The sequence below is a fragment of the Campylobacter concisus ATCC 51562 genome (assembly GCF_000466745.1).
GTDB classification, from domain to species: domain Bacteria; phylum Campylobacterota; class Campylobacteria; order Campylobacterales; family Campylobacteraceae; genus Campylobacter_A; species Campylobacter_A concisus_B.
Genome location: NZ_ANNI01000004.1, coordinates 1 through 17,115, shown reverse-complemented (window position 1 = coordinate 17,115; position 17,115 = coordinate 1). Strand labels below are relative to the sequence as shown.

The following is a 17,115-nucleotide window of genomic DNA, read 5'->3' as shown; positions in this document are numbered from 1 at the left end:
TTTTTTTAATGGCAGCCACAACCACAACTACCGCTACTTTTAATAGCATCAAATACAGCATCGTAGTTTGGCTCTTCTGTCACTTCAGGGACGATTTGTTTGTGAATTATTACGCCATCATTGATGACAAATACCGCTCTTGCAAGTAGTCCTTTTAGTGGGCCATCGCTCATTAAAACGCCATAGTTTTTAGCAAATTCTCCGTATCTAAAGTCACTTCCGACACGTAAATTTTCTATGCCTTCAGTCGTACAAAATCTCCCCATCGCAAATGGCAAATCATTTGAGATGATGCTAAGTTTTACGCCATGTTTGCCAGCTACTTTTTCGTTAAATTTACGAGCCTCTGCTGCGCAAACGCCAGTATCAAGTGATGGCAAGCAAACAAGTACTTCTACGCCATTATTTCCGCCCACGCTAAACTCGCTAAGATCTTGCGCTACGACTTTTGCTTCAGGCGCATAAGAACCTACAAAGACCTCGTTTCCACTTAAATTTACCTCACTACCTTTAAATTTTGTAGTTGCCATATCTATCTCCTTTATTATTTTTTTGCTTTTTTAAATGCTTGATCAAGATCTGCTATTAGATCATCAGCGTTTTCGATACCGATGGCTAGGCGAAGCAAGTTTTGCTTTATGCCGATCTTATCTAGCACCTCTTTTGGATATGCCTCATGTGTCATCGTCGCAGGCCTGCAAATGAGGCTTTCTACGCCACCAAGACTTACCGCTAGATCAAAAATTTCTAGCGATTTTACAAATTTATTTACATCATATTTTTCATCGAGCTCAAATGAGATGAGAGCACCGATGTCGCTTGCTTGAGCTTCTTGTATCTTTGCCTCTTGCTCGCTATATGAGCCGGCAAAATGCACAACGCTAACAGCGTCATTATTCTGCAAAAATTTAATTATTTTATGTGTATTTTGCGTTTGTCTATCAAACCTAACGCTAAGCGTTTTAAGACCACGTATTAGGTAGTATGCGTCCATCGGGCTGATGATGCCACCAAGAGTGTTTTTAGCAAATTTTATCTTCTCAGCCAAAGCATCATCGTTTAGCGTGACGATACCAGCGATCACATCAGCGTGTCCACCGATATATTTTGTAGCGCTATAAACCACGATATCAGCTCCATGGTCAAGTACTCTTTGATAATAAGGCGTTAAAAATGTGTTATCCACGATGACTAGAGCGCCTTTTTTGTGAGCGATCTTTGAAATTCTAGCGATGTCTGTCACTCTTAAGAGGGGATTTGACGGAGTTTCGATAAATATCGCTGCTACATCGTCACTTATATCATCTTCGCTTAAAAAATTTAGATCATCTATAAATTCGCTCTTTATGCCGTGGCTTTCAAAAACAGTCGTGACATATCTATAAGTGCCACCATAGACATTGCTATTTAGTAGGACCTTTTGCCCTGTTTTTATAAGGCTAAGTGCGGCTGCTGTTGCTGCCATGCCTGAGCCAAAGCTAAAAGCGTATTTGCTACCTTCAACCTTTGCAAAAATTTCATCAAATGCTTTTTTGGTTGGGTTGCTACCACGCGAATATGCAAATTCTTGAAAATTTTCAAGATCATCTTGCACAAATGTACTTGTTAAAAAAACAGGCGGAATGACCGCTTTATTTGGATTATTTTTAGCTTCAATGCCCTTTACGATCAAGGTGTCAAGTTTCATAAATTTCCTTTTAAAATTTTATGAAATCTTACATAATAAAGATTAATCTTCCCCAAACCCACCCAAAACGTAGCTAAATCAGTAAGTGGTAGTAACATTTATTTTAAGAATGCATTTTTTAAATTGCTGGGATAAATTTAAGCTTTTGCTCTCTCCCCGCAAGCCTAATAAATTTTTCTTTTTACTCGCCTTTAACTACATTTTCACCATAAATTTTACTCTACAAGATCAACTTGCCAGTTTGCCTCTTGTAGTTTCATATCTAGCTCTCTGATCTCTTTAGAAAGCTCGTCTATTTGCTTTTGAAGCATAGCCACATCAACACTACTTAAAATTTTTATCTCGCTATTTGAGTAAAGATCGACCTTTTGGCTTGCGCTTTTGGCAAAATCCCTAAGCACGCTTGCTTTTTGGCTTAGTGTATCTTTTTTAGCGATCATTTCAGTTAGGCTCACGCCTTCAAATTTTGCACTCGAGTTTGTTAAATTTATAGCCAAGATTAGCCTAAATAGCTCATCGCTTAGCCTATCAAGCTCTTTTAAAAGAAGCTTTGGATCTTCGCTAGGTCTTTCATTTTCTTGCATTTTTGCATTATCGAGCAACCTACCTTTTAGCTGCTCTAAACGTTTTTGTGTATCGGCTCTTAAAATGAGAGCCTGAGCTAATTTCATCATTTTTCCTTTTGAAATATTAAATTGAGAGAAAATTTCAAATTATATTAGTATCTTTTGGGTTATAATTGATTTAAAATTTTATTTTAAGGAAAAGCTATGAAGTACGATTTTGATACGCTTATTAGCAGAGATGGCACCAACTCATCGAAGTGGCGAATGAAAAACGATGTTTTGCCAATGTGGGTTGCTGATATGGATTTTAAGGCTGCACCTGAAATTTTAAATGCCCTGCAAAAGCGTCTTGATAATGGCGTCTTTGGCTACTCATTTATCCCAAAAGAGTGGAACGAAGCGATTAAAGGCTGGTGGAAAAGGCGTCATGACGTTAGCTTTGAAAACGATTGGATGTGCTTTTGCACTGGCGTTATACCAGCGATTTCAACTGCGATTAGAAGATTTAGTAATCCAGGAGATCAAATTTTAGTTCAAGCTCCCGTCTATCACGTATTTTTTAACTGCATTAAAAATAATGGTCGTGAAATTTTATCAAACGACCTTGTCTATAAAGATGGCTCTTATGAGATCGATTTTGACGACCTCGAGGCAAAGCTAGCTCAACCACTAACAACTATGATGCTTCTTTGTAATCCTCACAATCCAATAGGAAAAATTTGGGACAAAGAGACACTTAAAAAAATAGGCGAGCTTTGCTACAAACATGATGTTTTGGTTATCAGCGATGAGATCCACTGCGACATAACAGATCCTGGATTAAGCTATGTACCATTTATCAGCGTTAGTGAAGAGTGTAAAAATAACTCAATCACATGCATCTCACCTACAAAAGCCTTTAATATCGCAGGACTTCAAAGCTCAGCTATCGTCACGCCAAATGAGCAGATACGCGCCAGAATAAATGCGGCTGTAAATTATGATGAGATAGGTGAAGCAAACGCATTTGCGATAACTGCAACAATAGCGGCATTTAACGATAGTCAAACATGGCTTGATGAGCTTAGGGATTATCTCTTTGAAAACAAAAAAATTGTTATAAATTTCATAAAAGAGCAAAATTTACCAGTAAAACTTCTACCTTCAAATGCGACTTATCTTTTGTGGCTTGATTGCAGCACGTTTTGTGAGGATTCGAGCGACTTTATGAATTTCTTGCGTGACAAAGCTGGACTATGGCTAAATGACGGCAATGCTTACAGGGGAGATAGATTTTTCCTCCGTATGAATATAGCAACCCAAAGAGCCAGAGTGCTTGAGGGGCTAAAACGCTTACAAAATGGTATAAATTTATACACTTCAAAAAGATAAATTGAGTAAATTTGGCTGGGTAGCTTTAAAATTTAAAGCTGCCCATACCTGATATTGATACAGCTCGGGTATTTTTTAAAGCAGTGAATATTGCCCCAATATTTTTAAATATCAAATCAAGTTTTGCTAATAAATTTAAAGGCAAGTGACCTACGCTAGTTTTTGTTTAGTTGCTTTAAATTTAAGCATAAAACCGCTTAGCCATAATAGGGCAGATAGATAAAACGAGTAATTTGTACCTTTTTGAATTGGTAAAGATCATGTTCATAGCTCATAAATTTAGCAGTGGCTTTAAAATTTTCAACAAAGTAGAAATTTGAAGTTAAGATAGCTCACACTGGCTTTAAATTTAAGAGAAATTGTTTGCTAAAACAAAATTTTGAGCCATTTTTGAAGTTACACTTTCTTTTAAAACAAGGTAATTTTTGCTGATAAATTTGATGATTTTAAAAATTAGATAAAAGTAGAAATTTAAAGGCGGGAAAGCCCCGCCAGATATTATTTGTGAAGTTCTTTTGTATAAAACTCAACTGAGCCAAGACTCTCTTTTAGCGCCCACTCGTAAGCTTTGCTTACAAATTCCCAGTTTATGTTCTCATAAAATGTCTCTAGGTATTTTGGACGGGCGTTGAAGTTATCGATGTAGTAAGCGTGCTCCCAAACATCAACTACTAGAAGTGGCACTTTGCCATCGCTCACTGGAGTTTTTGCATTGCTAGTTTGTACGATCTCTAGCTTTTTGCTGCTTGGATCAAATACAAGCCACGCCCAGCCTGAGCCAAAAAGCGTTGTAGCTGCTTTTAAAAATTCCTCTTTAAAATTAGCAAAATTTGCTTCGATTGCAGCTTTTAGCTCGCTTGACATCTCACTTTTTTTAGCGATGCAGTCCCAGTAAAAGTCGTGGTTATAAACTTGAGCGACATTGTTGTAAAGCCCACCTTCGCTATTTGTTAGAATTTCATAAAAAGATGCGTTGGCAAATTTTGTATCTTTTATAAGATTGTTTAAATTTGCTACGTAAGTTGCATGATGCTTGCCGTAGTGGTATTCACAGGTTTTTGCGCTAACTACTGCATTGCTATTTGCATCAAATGGAAGTTTTCTAAGTTCAAACATAATAATTCCTTAATAATAAAATTTGTTGTTTCGTATTATAGCCATAAAAAATTAATAAACAAAAATCTTTTAAATTTAGCCACAAAATATAGGCTAAATTTAAGCAAGACTAAACTCACATTTTTTGGCTGGCTTTTAAGCTTATGAAAAAGCAAACTTAGAGCAAAGTATCCCGTGCATTTGGTTAAATAGATTCAAAAAATTTATTAAAAGTAAAAATAAAATAAATTTTATGTGTAAAAAAGTAACAAATATACTTTAAAAGTTTAGTTATAGAAAAATTATAAAAATTTTTCAAAAATATAAATTATCTTTTTGAAGTATATTTGTTACTAAAATACACATATAAAAATAAATAGCTGTGAATTTACGAAACAAAATTTCTAAATTTTTATTTTTGAAATTTATAATGCGTTTAACAAAACCATTACAAAGGATAAAAGATGAAATTCTTACAAGCTTTACTTTTTACTTGTGCCATCAGTGGCTTAGCATTTGGTGCTGACAAAGTATATACGATCAAATTTGCGCACGTTGTCGCAGCTTCTACGCCAAAGGGCAAGGCGGCAGACTTTTTTGCAAAGCGTGCTGAGGAGCTAAGCGGCGGCAAGATAAAAGTTCAAGTCTTCCCATCAGCTCAGCTACTTGATGACGATAGAGTTTTTGGCGCGTTAAAACTTGGTAACGTTCAAATGGCAGCTCCAAGCTTTTCTAAATTTACACCTATCGTGCCGCAGTTTCAGCTATTTGATCTGCCTTTCATCTTTAAAGATGCAGACCACCTTCACAAAGTTCAAGATGGCGTAGTTGGCGAGGAGCTAAAAGGTCTTGTGACCAAGAAGGGCTTTGTAGCGCTTGATTATTGGGATGCTGGATTTAAGCACTTTAGCTCAAGCAAAAAACCGATCCTTGTGCCAGAAGATGCAAAAGGACAAAAATTTAGAATCCAAAGCTCAAAAGTGCTTGAAGAGCAGATCAAAGCGATCGGTGGCAACCCGCAAGTTCTGCCATTTTCAGAGGTTTATTCTGCGCTTCAACAAGGCGTAGTTGATGCGACTGAAAACCCACTATCAAATTTCTATAACTCTAAATTTCACGAGGTTCAAAGCTCTCTTACGCTTTCACACCACGGATATCTAGGCTATCTAGTTGTTATGAGTGATAAATTTTGGAACAAACTACCAGATGATCTAAAAGCAAATGTAAAACAAGCTCTAAGCGAAGCTACAGCTTACGAGAGAGAAGAGACAGCTAAAGAGGACGCTCACGTTATAGCCGAGCTTGAAAAATATATAGCAGACACCAAAAAGCTAGAAATTTTCAAGATAGACGACGCACAAAAAGCTGAGTGGGAGAAGACTATGCAGGCTATCTATCCTAAATTTTACGACGTCATCGGCAAAGAGCTTATAGAAAAAACAATCGAGACAAAATAATGAAAAATTTCATTAACGCTCTTGATATATTGATAGTCTCGCTCAATAAGACTATCGCCGTTTTAGGGCTAGCTAGTGGAACGCTACTAGCCTTTGCCAACGTCGTGGCTAGATACTTTTTTGACAAAAGCTGGTCATGGGCGAGCGAGCTATCAAACTACCTCTTCATTTGGTCGGCGTTTTTTGCCGCAGCGTATGGCTTTAACAAGGGCATCCACGTGAGCGTAACTATCTTGGTGGAGAAATTTCCACCAGCGCTTGCGAAAGCGTGCCTGCTCTTTTCGCACATCTTAACAACTGTCTTTTTGATATTTATCGCGGTTTATTCGGTGGATTATCTTAAAATTTTGCACGAGATCGAGCAGATGATAATAGACCTTGGCATACCTCAATGGGTCCCTATGCTAGTGCTTCCAATAGCCTTTGTCACAGCTAGCTACCGCTCGGCTGAAAAGGCTATCAAAGTAGCTCTAACTCCAGCAGCAAAGGTCGTAAGCAACGAAGCGCACGAGCTAGCTCATGGTAGCGTAGTCAAAGACTAAGGAGAAAAAAGATGACAATAGCATTTTTATTTATCCTGCTTTTTGCGCTAATGCTAATAGGCGTGCCAGTCGCGGTTTCGCTAGGTACAAGCACCGTTTTAACGATGATATTTTTTACAGATATCGACATCGCTACGATCCCACAGCTAATTTTTGATGGTATCAATAAATTTTCGCTAATGGCGATACCGATGTTTATCTTGGCTGGAAATTTACTAAGTAAAGGTGGCTCAGCAAGGCGTATCATTGACTTTGCAAAGTCTATGGTCGGACACTTACCAGGTGGTTTGCCTATGAGTGCGATATTTGCCTGCATCATCTTTGCAGCAGTCTCTGGAAGCTCACCTGCGACGGTTGTAGCTATTGGCTCGATTATGTTTGCAGCGATAAAAGAGGCTGGCTATCCAAAAGAGTACGCAGTGGGCGGCATAACTACGGCTGGCTCACTTGGAATTTTGATCCCACCTTCAGTTGTTATGATAGTTTATGGCGTAACTGCTGAGGTAAGTATCGGTAAGCTCTTTATGGCTGGTGTTGTGCCTGGTCTTATGCTTGGAGCTTTTATGCTCGTTCAAACCTATGTTGGCGCAAAAAAGCTTGGCTTTAAAGCAACTAAGGCTGAGCCATTTAAAGTAAGAGTGCAGAAATTTGCCAAAGCATTTTGGGCGCTTTTAATCGTTGTCGTGGTCATCGGCGGAATTTATGGAGGAATTTTTACTCCAACTGAAGCTGCTGCGGCAAGTGCGGTCTATGCGCTATTTATCTCGCTTTTTATCTATAGAGATATAAAGATAAAAGATCTTTGGGATATCTGCTTAGACTCAGCCCTTACAACAGCTATGATATTTTTCATCATCGCAAACGCCGTTGTTTTTGCATATTTGCTAACTAGCGAGCAGATCCCTCAAGCTATCGCTTCGATGATACTTGATGCAAATATCGGTATGATAGGATTTTTGATATTTGTAAATATCTTGCTCTTTATCATGGGTCAGTTTATGGAGCCTTCAAGCGTCATCATGATCATGGTTCCACTTTTGCTTCCGATTTCAACGCAACTTGGCATAGATCCGATACACTTTGGCATTATCTTAGTTGTAAATATGGAGATAGGTATGGTGACTCCGCCTGTTGGACTAAATTTATTTGTCGCAAGCGGTCTTACAAATATGAATCTAAAAGAGGTCATCATGGCATGCTTGCCGTGGACACTTACTTTATTCTTTGGCCTTATCTTGGTTACTTATATACCACAAATTTCTCTTTGGTTGCCAAACATAATGTATGGACATTAAAATTTAGAGGCTCTTGCCTCTAAATTTATACTTTTGGATCGTAATCCGCACTCATAACGATATTTTTACCACTTCGCTTACCAGCATAAAGTAGATTATCAGCTTGTTTTATCATCTTTTCTAAGCTAAATTCTCCAGTACCATCATGAGCAACTACTCCAAAAGTCATAGTTGCGTTGATCTTTATGTTTTCAAACTCAACTATATTTTTACTCAAAGTCTCCCTCACACGCTCTACGATACTTATAGCTGCATCTTTTTTTACGCCCAAGACAACTGCTAAAAATTCTTCTCCGCCAAACCTAGCTACTCTATCTTTATCTCTAAATGTGTTTTTAAATATGCCTGATAAGCTTCTTAAAACAGCATCTCCTGCGCCGTGTCCATAGGTATCGTTTATCTTTTTAAAATTATCAATATCGCACATAACGATAGCAAAGTCCCTATTTTTATAAAGATCATTTTGACTTAAAATTTTCTGCATCGAAGTACGATTTAAAAGCCCTGTTAATGGATCGTGATTTAAGATATTTTCAGCCATCTCTTTTTCCTCTAAGATGCTTAAAAATATAAATAAATTTGAGCTTTCCAAAAGGTACGAAATAACAACCGAAAATATGCAAACCATACTTAAGTTAAAAACAAAAAGTAGATCTTTAAAGCCGTCAAAATCTTTTACAGGCTGGCCATCTAAATATACATAGCAGGCTATAGATAAAATTATTTGCGTTGCAACTATTATGTAGTTAAAAAATTTATAGGTAAATGAAGTAAAAAATAGTATTAGCGACGATGCTAAAAACAATAACCCAAATCCGTATCCCCATCCAAGTGTTAGCATACAAACTAATGCATGAAATAAAATTTCAAGCTGGACTACTACCATTGTTATCTTGTTATTTTCAGGGCTATCGTAAATAAGCCTTAAAAGAAAAAGATAGGTTGCTACTGAAAATACATTCGTAACTGCTAGAATTTCTTCTTTCATAAATAAAAAGATAAAAAAATAACAGACGTGAGTTGATAATATTGAAAGCATGATAAGTTTTTGAGCCGTATAGAGTGAAATTCTACGCATCCGAGCCCTTTTTTAAAATTTCCAATTCGATACGGTCTTTGCCATTTAGCTTGCCTTCGTAAAGCAGCTTATCTACTAAAGTTATGGCTTGCTCAAAATCCACCTCAACACCATTTGCGCATATTAGCATTCCAAAGGTCATAGTAACTGGAGTTTTATCTGGAAGTTTTGCGTTGTTTATCTGTTTTTTAAGCCTTTTGCTCACTTCATGGATAAATTCTATCTTTGTATCGGGCAAGATTATCAAAAATTCTTCTCCGCCCCAGCGGCAAACATAGTCTTTACCTCTAAATGATTTCTTCAAGGCACTGGCTACATCTTTTAAGACCTCATCACCGCAGTCATGCCCGTATGTATCGTTTATTTTTTTAAAATTATCAATATCGCCTAGCATTATGACTAAATTTGTATTACCACTTCTTTCCTTGTTGGCAATTAGTTCAAATCTTAAAGTTTTTTCTATTGTTCTTCTATTTAAAAGCTGCGTTAAAAAATCATGCTTTGAGTCCTTTTCAAGCTCTTCCGTCTCTTTTCTTATTTGCTGATATCCACTAGAAGTGATGATATCTGCAAACATTGAAAGTCTTAAAACAATAAAAAAAGCAAAAACAATACTGCACACGACTATCGTCCCTCGTATAGCTGATGGGATCAGCGGCGCCTCATCTTTATGAATAAAATAAAGAAGTATAAGCAAGATTAATTCTAAAAATGCCATTATATAAGTAAGGCTCTTTGAATCAAACGCTAGGAAGTAGTTTATAAAAATTACACCAACAAGTATTATCCAAATTCCAGTATTCCAACCCATAGTAGTAACAATAATAGTAACAAGCAATATAATATTTAGGTGAAATGCAAGGGATATTAATACTCTATATTTTATGTCAAATTTTATTCTAAGCAATATTCCAGCTGCTATAAATAATAAGCACATAAAAAGTAGTGGTGTAGCTATGATCATAAAAAGCAACAAGGATAGTGCATTTGCAGCTATCATAACGTCTAATATCGTTTTATAGATATCATCGATAGCTTTATAACTACTTTGATCTACAAAATCGTGTGTCAAACAAAACTCCCTGTAAATTTATTCCATTAAATTTCATTAAGTCATTCTAATAAGAGTCGTAACTATCTTCGTCCTCGTCACTATCTTCGTAGTTGTAGTCATTTTCATCGTAATTATAGTCATAACTATCGCTACTATCGTCCTCATCGTCATTAAATTCAGAGTAGTCTTCTTCTACTTCTTCATAGTCAAAATCATCACTCATTGTTTTCTCCTTAAATTTTATCTTTGACGCTTTCAATATACAAGCTTTGGCTTGGGAATGCGAAATTTAGACCATTTTGCTTTAAAATATCCATAATCTTTAACATTACATCTTGTTTGACATCTAAAAATTCTCCCCAAACGATAGTTTTTGCAAAGCAACAAACTAGGATATTTATCGAGCTATCAGCAAAGTCATCAACCACGACAAATAAATTTGACTTATATCCAGCGTAGTCATCAACTGAGACTATGTTTTGTCTATATTTTAGTCCTCTTTTATTAGCCGCGATATCTTCGCTTTTAGCGATATCAGGGTGATTTATCAGCATATTTTTGATGTCATTTACACATTTTTTGATCTCTTCTGTAGTTGGCCCATACTCGATGCCAATAACCATTCTTATACGTCTGCCGACCTTTCTTCTGCTCCAGTTTCTAACAGGATCGCTTGCTAGCTTTGAGTTTGGCACGAAGATAAGGGCGTTATCAAAGCTTCTAACAGTTGTTTTTCTAAATCCTATCTCAACGACTGTGCCCTCGATATCACCACAGACTATCCAGTCGCCTTGTGAAAATGAGTTGTCAAAGAGCATCATAACAGAGGCAAAGAAGTTTGCGATGATGTCTTTAGCAGCGAAGGCAACGGCAAGACCACCGATACCAAGTGAGGCGATGAGTGCTGAGATATCAAAGCCAAGCTTTTGAAGGATTAGTAAAAGTGTGATAATTAGCACGATCACGTAGATGACTTTCAGTGCTAGGTTTATCACCTCTTTACGCTTGCTTTTTTGCGCGATCTTATCGATTATAGCGATGCCGTAGCCATTTAGTATGGTTAGGACAAGCCATGAAAATGCGACTATATATATGATAGAAAAGATATTTGCTACCGTTAGAGGTACTGGCACTGGGTAAAATCCAACGCCGATACAGATGTTTAGCGCGTAGATGATAAGAAGTGCTGAAATCGGCTTTTTGATGATATCAACGATTTGATTTTTAGCCTCTTTTACCCCTTCGCCTGAAGCGATGAGCGACATTAGCCAGTAGGTTAGTTTGGCTAGAATTCTAGTTAGCGAAACGAAAAATAAAAATATCGCAACGATAACAACGATCTTGCCGATGTTAAATTTACTTGAATTTATATCAGTTGCTCTGTTTATGTATTCGACTGCATCGACTAAATTTAGCTCAGACAAGAGCATGCTTGAGCTTAGAAGATCGGCGTTATTTTTAAGATAGGTTAAAATTTCTTCTTCACTCTCTTTTTTTAGCTCAAGGTCAAAAAAGGCGTTGTCATAAGAACCTGAAGTGTCATTTAGTGAATCCTTTAGGTCTTTTATGCTCACATAAGAATTTGTCTGTAAATTTAAAAGGCCATTATCTATCACTTCTTTTATGGAATTTGCCTTAGCGCCCTTTTTAAAGATCTCTTCAAGGCTAATAAGCGCCGAGTAGTAAGCGTAATCAACCTTCATCTTCTCAAGCTCGATGGCGCTTTGGATGTAGGCATCTTTGTTTGACTGCTTCTCTAGTCTAGCTACCTTTTTTTCTAGCACCTCTTTTTGCAGATTAAATTTATTGATATCGCTTTGGGTTAATTCGATCTGCATGATATAGTTTGGTATCTTTTCTAAAAGATCGCTCTTTTTTTTGTGGAGGCTGGCTAAATTTGAGTTGTCAGCCTTTGAGTTATTTGCATCTTTTTGCTGTGCTTTTAAAATTTTTATCTGGCTGTTTAGGGTTTGGATTTGATTTGTTATGCTTATTATGTCTTCTTCTTGAGTTTTGTTGCTCTCAGCCGCAAAAGCAAAGGTAAAGCAAAGCAAGATAATGGCTAGAAATTTACGCATTTTCGCCTCTTTTGTCCGCTAGAAGCTTAAACGTGCCCTCTTTTAAATCGTAGCTAAAAATTTCGCCAGTTTCTATGATGTAGTGCCAGCCATAAATTTGAAGCTTGCCACTTTCATACTCATCTTTTATATTTGGATAGGTCATTATGTTTTCGATCGAATTTATCACGTTTAGCCTCTCGGTTAGCCATGCCATTTTGGCTGGATCGTCGCTTGTAAATTTAAGCACTTCTCGCTTGATCGGCTCGATCAGTTTTATCCAGTTCTTAACGTTTGGGGTGTTTTTTAGCTTCTTTTCATCAACATAAAGTGCTGCGCATCCGCCACAATCAGAGTGTCCGCAGATGATGATGTTTTTAATGTTTAAAACTTCAAGCGCATACTCAATCGCCGAAGTGGTCGCCAAAAACTCTTCGCTCACTCTATATGGTGGCACGATATTTGCGATATTTCGCACCATGAAAAGCTCGCCTGGCAGGCAGTTTGTTATCAAATTTGGCACGACCCTTGAGTCCACGCATGATATGAAAAGTGTGTGAGGATCTTGTTTGCTTTGCAGACTTTTAAAGAGCTCTTCATGCTCTAAAAAGCCATCTTCCATAAATTTTACTGCACCTTCAAGTATTGAATCATCCATAAAATTTATCTCCATTTTTTATATTTTTATCGCGATTATAGCAACTTTTATTTAATCAAAAAAATGCCCTCTAAAACGGACTTTAAACTAATATTTTTTATTAAACTTCTTTTTATTTATTGTTTAATTATTTTAGGCTAAACTCACCACAAAAATTCATAAGGAGAAAAAATGAGTTTGTATGATAGAAACTACGCTAAGCAAAATCAAGAAGAGCTTGCGTATTCTCAAAGCTCACTAAGCACTTTTATAAAACAAACTTATCAACTTTTTGCAGCATCACTGCTTTCAGCAACAGCTGGCGCTTATGTAGGTATTAGCATCGCTGGCGTTTTTGCGGCAAATAGATTTTTGTTTTGGGGGCTTGTTATAGTCGAATTTGCACTACTTTTTGGCTTAATGGCAGCTAAACGTAAAGAGGGATTAAATTTAATACTTCTATTTGCATTTACTTTTATAAGTGGCCTTACGCTAACTCCGCTACTTTCAGCAATCCTTGCCATGCCAAGTGGAGCTGGTATCGTAGCTCAAGCATTTGGACTAACAACAGTTGCTTTTGGTGCGTTAAGCGTCTTTGCGATGAATACAAAACGTGACTTTACAACAATGGGTAAAATGTTATTCATAACCTTAATTGTTATCATTGCAGCAGCTATTATCAATATCTTTGTTAAAAGTACAATGTTTCAACTTGTAATCGCAAGTATTTCATCGATCTTATTTAGCGCATATATACTTTTTGATACGCAAAATATTATCCGTGGAAACTATGAAACACCAGTTGAAGGCGCAGTTGCTTTGTATCTTGATTTTGTAAATCTATTTACATCATTACTACAAATTTTAGGAATTTTTAATAGAAATGACTAAAGATGAGCGCATCTACCGAGTAATAGATGCGAATCTAAATAGGCTAAAAGAAGGGCTTCGCGTTGTTGAAGATATGAAAAGATATGTCTTTGATGACGCCAAGCTCGCCTATAAGATAAAATCCCTCCGCCACAAGGCAAAGATCCCGCAAAAAGAATTTTTAAAATTTAGAAATTCTCAAGACGACGTTTTAAAAACTAGCACAAAAAGCGAGCAAGCTAGAGAAAATTTAGATGAGATAATCACTGCAAATTTCAAGCGCGCCCAGGAGAGTGCTCGCGTGCTTGAAGAGTGCTTTAAGCTCATAAATTTAGAACAAGCCGAGCTTTTTAAAGGCATAAGATACGAGCTTTATGAGCTTGAAAAAGAACTTTAACTAAAAATTTAAATCTTTTCTTGTATAATCGCAAACAATTATTTTTAAAAATTTAAAGGAAATTTCGTGAGTTTAATATTTTTGATCTTACAGTTTGCTCTAGCTGTCATCATAACTATCGCTGTTTTACTTCAAAAAAGCTCATCTATCGGACTTGGGGCATATAGCGGAAGTAACGAGAGTCTTTTTGGAGCAAAAGGACCAGCTGGATTTTTAGCTAAATTTACTTTTATCGTAGGTATTTTATTTATCTTAAATACACTTGCACTTGGATACTTCTACAATAAAGATCTAAAACGCTCTATCGTTGATAGCGTCGATAGTAAATCTCTAGTCATACCAAAGTCAAACGACGTACCATCAGCTCCTAGTGCACCACAAACTCCAGCAAAATAACAATGATAAAAACACTTTTAGCGTCATTTTTGACGCTAACATTTGCTTTAGCAGACGCTCATATTTTAGTCTATCATCGCTTTGATGATCCAAGACATACAAGCACTGATATTTCTATTAAAAATTTAAGAGAGCAGTTTGAATATTTCAAAAATAATGGCTATGAAGTCGTTAAACTCTCAAAGCTAGTCGATGCTGTAAATGCCGGCGAAAAAATACCTGATAACTGGATCGTTATCACTGTAGATGATGGTTATAAAAGTTTCTATGACAAGGCCCTTAGTGTATTTAAAGAGTATAACTATCCATTTGCACTAATGCTTTATGTGGAAGCCAGTGCAAATAAATATGGCGATTATTTGGATTTTGATCAGATTAAGGAACTTGAGGCCTACGGCGAGATCGGCTACCACTCATACGCGCACCCAAGGATGACGAAGCTTAGCGACGAGGCACTAAGAGAGGATTTTCAAAAAGGCGTAGAGACCTTTGAAAAACATATGGGTTATAAGCCAAAATTTTTTGCAGTGCCATACGGCGAGATCGATAGTCGAGTCGTAAAACTTGCAAAAGAATTTGGTTTTTTAGCGCTTTTAAATCAAAACTCAGGTGCAGTTTCAGACAAGAGTGATGTTTACGATCTTTATAGAACACCAGTAATGAACGGTACCAAAATAGCACTGACTTTTAATAGCAAATTTCTAAATGCCCAGTGGATATTTCCGGATAGCTATCCACAAAATAATGCAATAGACAAACTCATTATAAAAACTGATACAAATGCTAGCGAGGGTAGTTTTTTTATGACTGGCTTTAATGGCTTTAAAAAGGTACCTATGACAAATGGTGTTTTTGAGTGTAAATTTAACCCACCTCTCGATAAACGCAAAGTTTTAATATCACTAAAAGTAGATCATCAACGAAGTACAAAACTTCTAATAAAGGACATCAATGCTAAATAGAATTTACGAAACACAAAAAGAAGGCTGCGAAAAAGCAATAGCTTCATTAAAACGTGACTTTACAACGCTTAGAACGGGCAAGGTAAACATTAATATCGTAGATCATGTAATGGTTGATTATTATGGTTCGCCAACTCCACTTAACCAAGTAGCCACTGTGCTTACAAGCGACGCTTCAACTATCGCTATCACGCCTTGGGAAAAAAGTATGATAAAAGCCATATCATCGGCTATCCAAGCAGCAAATATCGGTGTCAATCCAAATAGTGATGGTGAGAGTGTTAAGCTATTTTTCCCACCTATGACCGTCGAGCAACGCCAAGAAAATGCAAAACATGCAAAATCAATGGGGGAAAAAGCCAAAGTTAGTATAAGAAACGTAAGAAAAGATGCAAATGATGAAGTCAAAAAGCTTGAAAAAGACAAAGCTATAACTGAGGACGAGAGCAAAAAGGGACAGGATGAGGTTCAAAAGATAACTGACACCTACACTGCAAAAATCGATACTCTTGTAAAAGAAAAAGAAGCCGAGCTTTTAAAAATCTAAAATTTTTAGAAATTTTCCTTATCTAGCTACTTTTATGTAGCTAGATATTCTCTCAAAATAATATTTCAAAAAAATATTTATCAGCAAGTAGTTTAATTTTTTGTCTGTTGTACTTTTATCTATTAAATATAAATAGAACCTAGACTACATAAAACATAACCACTACTTTGTCTTTAAACTATTTTCATGGATTGCTTTAATTTAAATTTTTATTTTGGATTCGTCTTAAATTCTTTATTCAACATTATTAATTTTATTTATATTTATACATAGGAGTATGACCTATTATATATTTTGGATGTGCTACTACAAATATTATTTTTAGAATTTAAGATAGCCAAAAATAAAATATAAAAACTCTTAAACTTTCCATTATCTTACAGTATCTTACTTTGAATAAGTAATTTTATACTATTTTTAGTTTTAGTAAATTTTAGACTAAATTTTTATAAAAATTTTCTTATAGCCATTATGAACAATAAATCTAGGTAACGCTTTATAAACTATACAAGGAATTAGATAGGTGGCCGGGAGATAGGGATTCGAACCCCAGGAGGCTTTCACACCTCAACGGTTTTCAAGACCGCCGCTTTCGACCGCTCAGCCATCTCCCGAATTAAGGATTTGTGATTATAACCAACTTTGCTTAAAATTTACTATAATCTCTAAATTTTACTCTGTTTTTTCTTTAATATATGTAGCTCCATCATTTATCTTTTCTTTGGTCCATTCTTTAGCATTATGAGTATCTTCTTTTACGCCATGCCAAGTATTTGAACAACCAGCTACAAAAAATGCTATACAAGCTGCTAAAAGTAAATTTCTCACTGTTATTCCTTCGAGTAGTTATTTTTGAAGTTTGGAGGCGACACCCGGATTCGAACCGGGGATCAAAGCTTTGCAGGCTCATGCCTTACCACTTGGCCATGTCGCCATATCGTGGTGCCCGAGACCGGACTTGAACCGGTACGGTAAAAACTACCGAGGGATTTTAAGTCCCTTGCGTCTACCATTCCGCCACTCGGGCTAAGTTAATGGAGCGGGAAACGAGATTCGAACTCGCGACCCCAACCTTGGCAAGGTTGTGCTCTACCCCTGAGCTAT

Annotated in this window: 19 protein-coding genes and 3 tRNA genes; 9 read left to right on the top strand and 13 right to left on the bottom strand. The window is 36.5% G+C overall.

The genetic code is table 11. The features are described 5' to 3' along the window. Nucleotides 1–5: 5 nt before the first annotated feature. The 3 genes from tpx to ATCC51562_RS04730 all read right to left on the bottom strand — a co-directional run bounded on the left by tpx (nt 6) and on the right by ATCC51562_RS04730 (nt 2,358). Nucleotides 6–530, bottom strand: coding sequence for a thiol peroxidase (gene tpx / locus ATCC51562_RS04740; RefSeq protein WP_021091125.1), 525 nt, complete (start codon nt 528–530; stop codon nt 6–8). A gap of 14 nt (nt 531–544) precedes the next feature. Beyond that, nucleotides 545–1,687 carry a trans-sulfuration enzyme family protein gene (locus tag ATCC51562_RS04735; protein ID WP_021091106.1) on the bottom strand — a complete coding sequence of 381 codons (1,143 nt, stop codon included), beginning with the start codon at nt 1,685–1,687 and terminating at the stop codon, nt 545–547. Nucleotides 1,688–1,902: 215 nt separating this feature from the next. Continuing rightward, nucleotides 1,903–2,358 (bottom strand): DIP1984 family protein, encoded by a 456-nt coding sequence (locus ATCC51562_RS04730; protein WP_021091135.1) that lies wholly within the window; start codon nt 2,356–2,358, stop codon nt 1,903–1,905. 99 nt (nt 2,359–2,457) lie between these two features. Between ATCC51562_RS04730 and ATCC51562_RS04725 the strand changes: the two genes are divergently transcribed. Beyond that, on the top strand, nt 2,458–3,624 hold the full coding sequence (locus ATCC51562_RS04725) for a MalY/PatB family protein (protein WP_021091072.1): 1,167 nt from the start codon (nt 2,458–2,460) through the stop codon (nt 3,622–3,624). Nucleotides 3,625–4,122: 498 nt separating this feature from the next. Here ATCC51562_RS04725 and sodB read toward each other — a convergent pair whose 3' ends face one another. Then, complete coding sequence (gene sodB, locus ATCC51562_RS04720; protein WP_021091088.1) at nt 4,123–4,740, bottom strand: superoxide dismutase [Fe]; 618 nt, start codon at nt 4,738–4,740, stop codon at nt 4,123–4,125. Between the two features lie 443 nt (nt 4,741–5,183). On the opposite strand from sodB, the gene ATCC51562_RS04715 reads away from it, so the two are divergent. Genes ATCC51562_RS04715 through ATCC51562_RS04705 form a run of 3 tightly spaced genes read left to right on the top strand, consistent with a single transcriptional unit; the run spans nt 5,184 to nt 8,013 of the window. Next, nucleotides 5,184–6,176 carry a DctP family TRAP transporter solute-binding subunit gene (locus tag ATCC51562_RS04715; RefSeq protein ID WP_021091080.1) on the top strand — a complete coding sequence of 331 codons (993 nt, stop codon included), beginning with the start codon at nt 5,184–5,186 and terminating at the stop codon, nt 6,174–6,176. Further along, a complete protein-coding gene (locus ATCC51562_RS04710) occupies nt 6,176–6,718 on the top strand; it encodes a TRAP transporter small permease (protein WP_021084026.1) in 543 nt (180 codons plus the stop codon). The genes ATCC51562_RS04715 and ATCC51562_RS04710 overlap by 1 nt, the downstream gene beginning before the upstream one ends. Nucleotides 6,719–6,729: 11 nt before the next feature. Further along, nucleotides 6,730–8,013, top strand: a complete 1,284-nt coding sequence (locus ATCC51562_RS04705; RefSeq protein WP_021091123.1) for a TRAP transporter large permease — start codon at nt 6,730–6,732, stop codon at nt 8,011–8,013. Nucleotides 8,014–8,038: 25 nt separating this feature from the next. Here ATCC51562_RS04705 and ATCC51562_RS04700 read toward each other — a convergent pair whose 3' ends face one another. The 5 genes from ATCC51562_RS04700 to ATCC51562_RS04680 are packed head-to-tail and all read right to left on the bottom strand — an operon-like array spanning nt 8,039 to nt 12,860. Further along, complete coding sequence (locus ATCC51562_RS04700) at nt 8,039–9,091, bottom strand: GGDEF domain-containing protein (RefSeq protein ID WP_021091104.1); 1,053 nt, start codon at nt 9,089–9,091, stop codon at nt 8,039–8,041. Further along, a complete protein-coding gene (locus ATCC51562_RS04695) occupies nt 9,084–10,163 on the bottom strand; it encodes a GGDEF domain-containing protein (RefSeq protein ID WP_235044185.1) in 1,080 nt (359 codons plus the stop codon). Before ATCC51562_RS04695 ends, ATCC51562_RS04700 begins: the two co-directional genes overlap by 8 nt. A 46-nt stretch (nt 10,164–10,209) precedes the next feature. Next, complete coding sequence (locus ATCC51562_RS09705) at nt 10,210–10,368, bottom strand: hypothetical protein (protein WP_021091126.1); 159 nt, start codon at nt 10,366–10,368, stop codon at nt 10,210–10,212. Between the two features lie 10 nt (nt 10,369–10,378). Beyond that, the gene (locus ATCC51562_RS04685) at nt 10,379–12,223 is read right to left on the bottom strand and encodes a mechanosensitive ion channel family protein (RefSeq protein ID WP_021091124.1); all 1,845 of its coding nucleotides are present in this window, start codon (nt 12,221–12,223) and stop codon (nt 10,379–10,381) included. After that, nucleotides 12,216–12,860, bottom strand: coding sequence for a carbonic anhydrase (locus ATCC51562_RS04680; protein ID WP_021091139.1), 645 nt, complete (start codon nt 12,858–12,860; stop codon nt 12,216–12,218). The genes ATCC51562_RS04685 and ATCC51562_RS04680 overlap by 8 nt, the downstream gene beginning before the upstream one ends. A gap of 171 nt (nt 12,861–13,031) precedes the next feature. On the opposite strand from ATCC51562_RS04680, the gene ATCC51562_RS04675 reads away from it, so the two are divergent. The 5 genes from ATCC51562_RS04675 (at nt 13,032) to frr (ending at nt 16,011) form a co-directional block, all read left to right on the top strand. Then, complete coding sequence (locus ATCC51562_RS04675; protein WP_021091071.1) at nt 13,032–13,730, top strand: Bax inhibitor-1/YccA family protein; 699 nt, start codon at nt 13,032–13,034, stop codon at nt 13,728–13,730. After that, nucleotides 13,723–14,106, top strand: coding sequence for a hypothetical protein (locus ATCC51562_RS04670; protein WP_021091111.1), 384 nt, complete (start codon nt 13,723–13,725; stop codon nt 14,104–14,106). Before ATCC51562_RS04675 ends, ATCC51562_RS04670 begins: the two co-directional genes overlap by 8 nt. A 66-nt stretch (nt 14,107–14,172) precedes the next feature. Next, nucleotides 14,173–14,502: a preprotein translocase subunit SecG gene (gene secG / locus ATCC51562_RS04665; RefSeq protein WP_021091090.1), complete on the top strand. Its 330-nt coding sequence runs from the start codon at nt 14,173–14,175 to the stop codon at nt 14,500–14,502. A 2-nt stretch (nt 14,503–14,504) separates the two neighbouring features. Further along, the gene (locus ATCC51562_RS04660; protein ID WP_021091141.1) at nt 14,505–15,464 is read left to right on the top strand and encodes a polysaccharide deacetylase family protein; all 960 of its coding nucleotides are present in this window, start codon (nt 14,505–14,507) and stop codon (nt 15,462–15,464) included. After that, nucleotides 15,454–16,011, top strand: a complete 558-nt coding sequence (gene frr, locus ATCC51562_RS04655) for a ribosome recycling factor (RefSeq protein ID WP_021091094.1) — start codon at nt 15,454–15,456, stop codon at nt 16,009–16,011. The genes ATCC51562_RS04660 and frr overlap by 11 nt, the downstream gene beginning before the upstream one ends. A gap of 524 nt (nt 16,012–16,535) precedes the next feature. Here frr and ATCC51562_RS04650 read toward each other — a convergent pair. The 4 genes from ATCC51562_RS04650 to ATCC51562_RS04640 all read right to left on the bottom strand — a co-directional run bounded on the left by ATCC51562_RS04650 (nt 16,536) and on the right by ATCC51562_RS04640 (nt 17,038). Further along, a tRNA-Ser gene (locus tag ATCC51562_RS04650) sits at nt 16,536–16,625 on the bottom strand. 58 nt (nt 16,626–16,683) lie between these two features. After that, nucleotides 16,684–16,839, bottom strand: a complete 156-nt coding sequence (locus ATCC51562_RS09700) for a hypothetical protein (protein WP_021091097.1) — start codon at nt 16,837–16,839, stop codon at nt 16,684–16,686. 32 nt (nt 16,840–16,871) lie between these two features. Further along, nucleotides 16,872–16,945 (bottom strand) — tRNA-Cys (locus ATCC51562_RS04645). Between the two features lie 6 nt (nt 16,946–16,951). Beyond that, nucleotides 16,952–17,038, bottom strand: a tRNA-Leu gene (locus tag ATCC51562_RS04640). Nucleotides 17,039–17,115 lie beyond the last annotated feature (77 nt).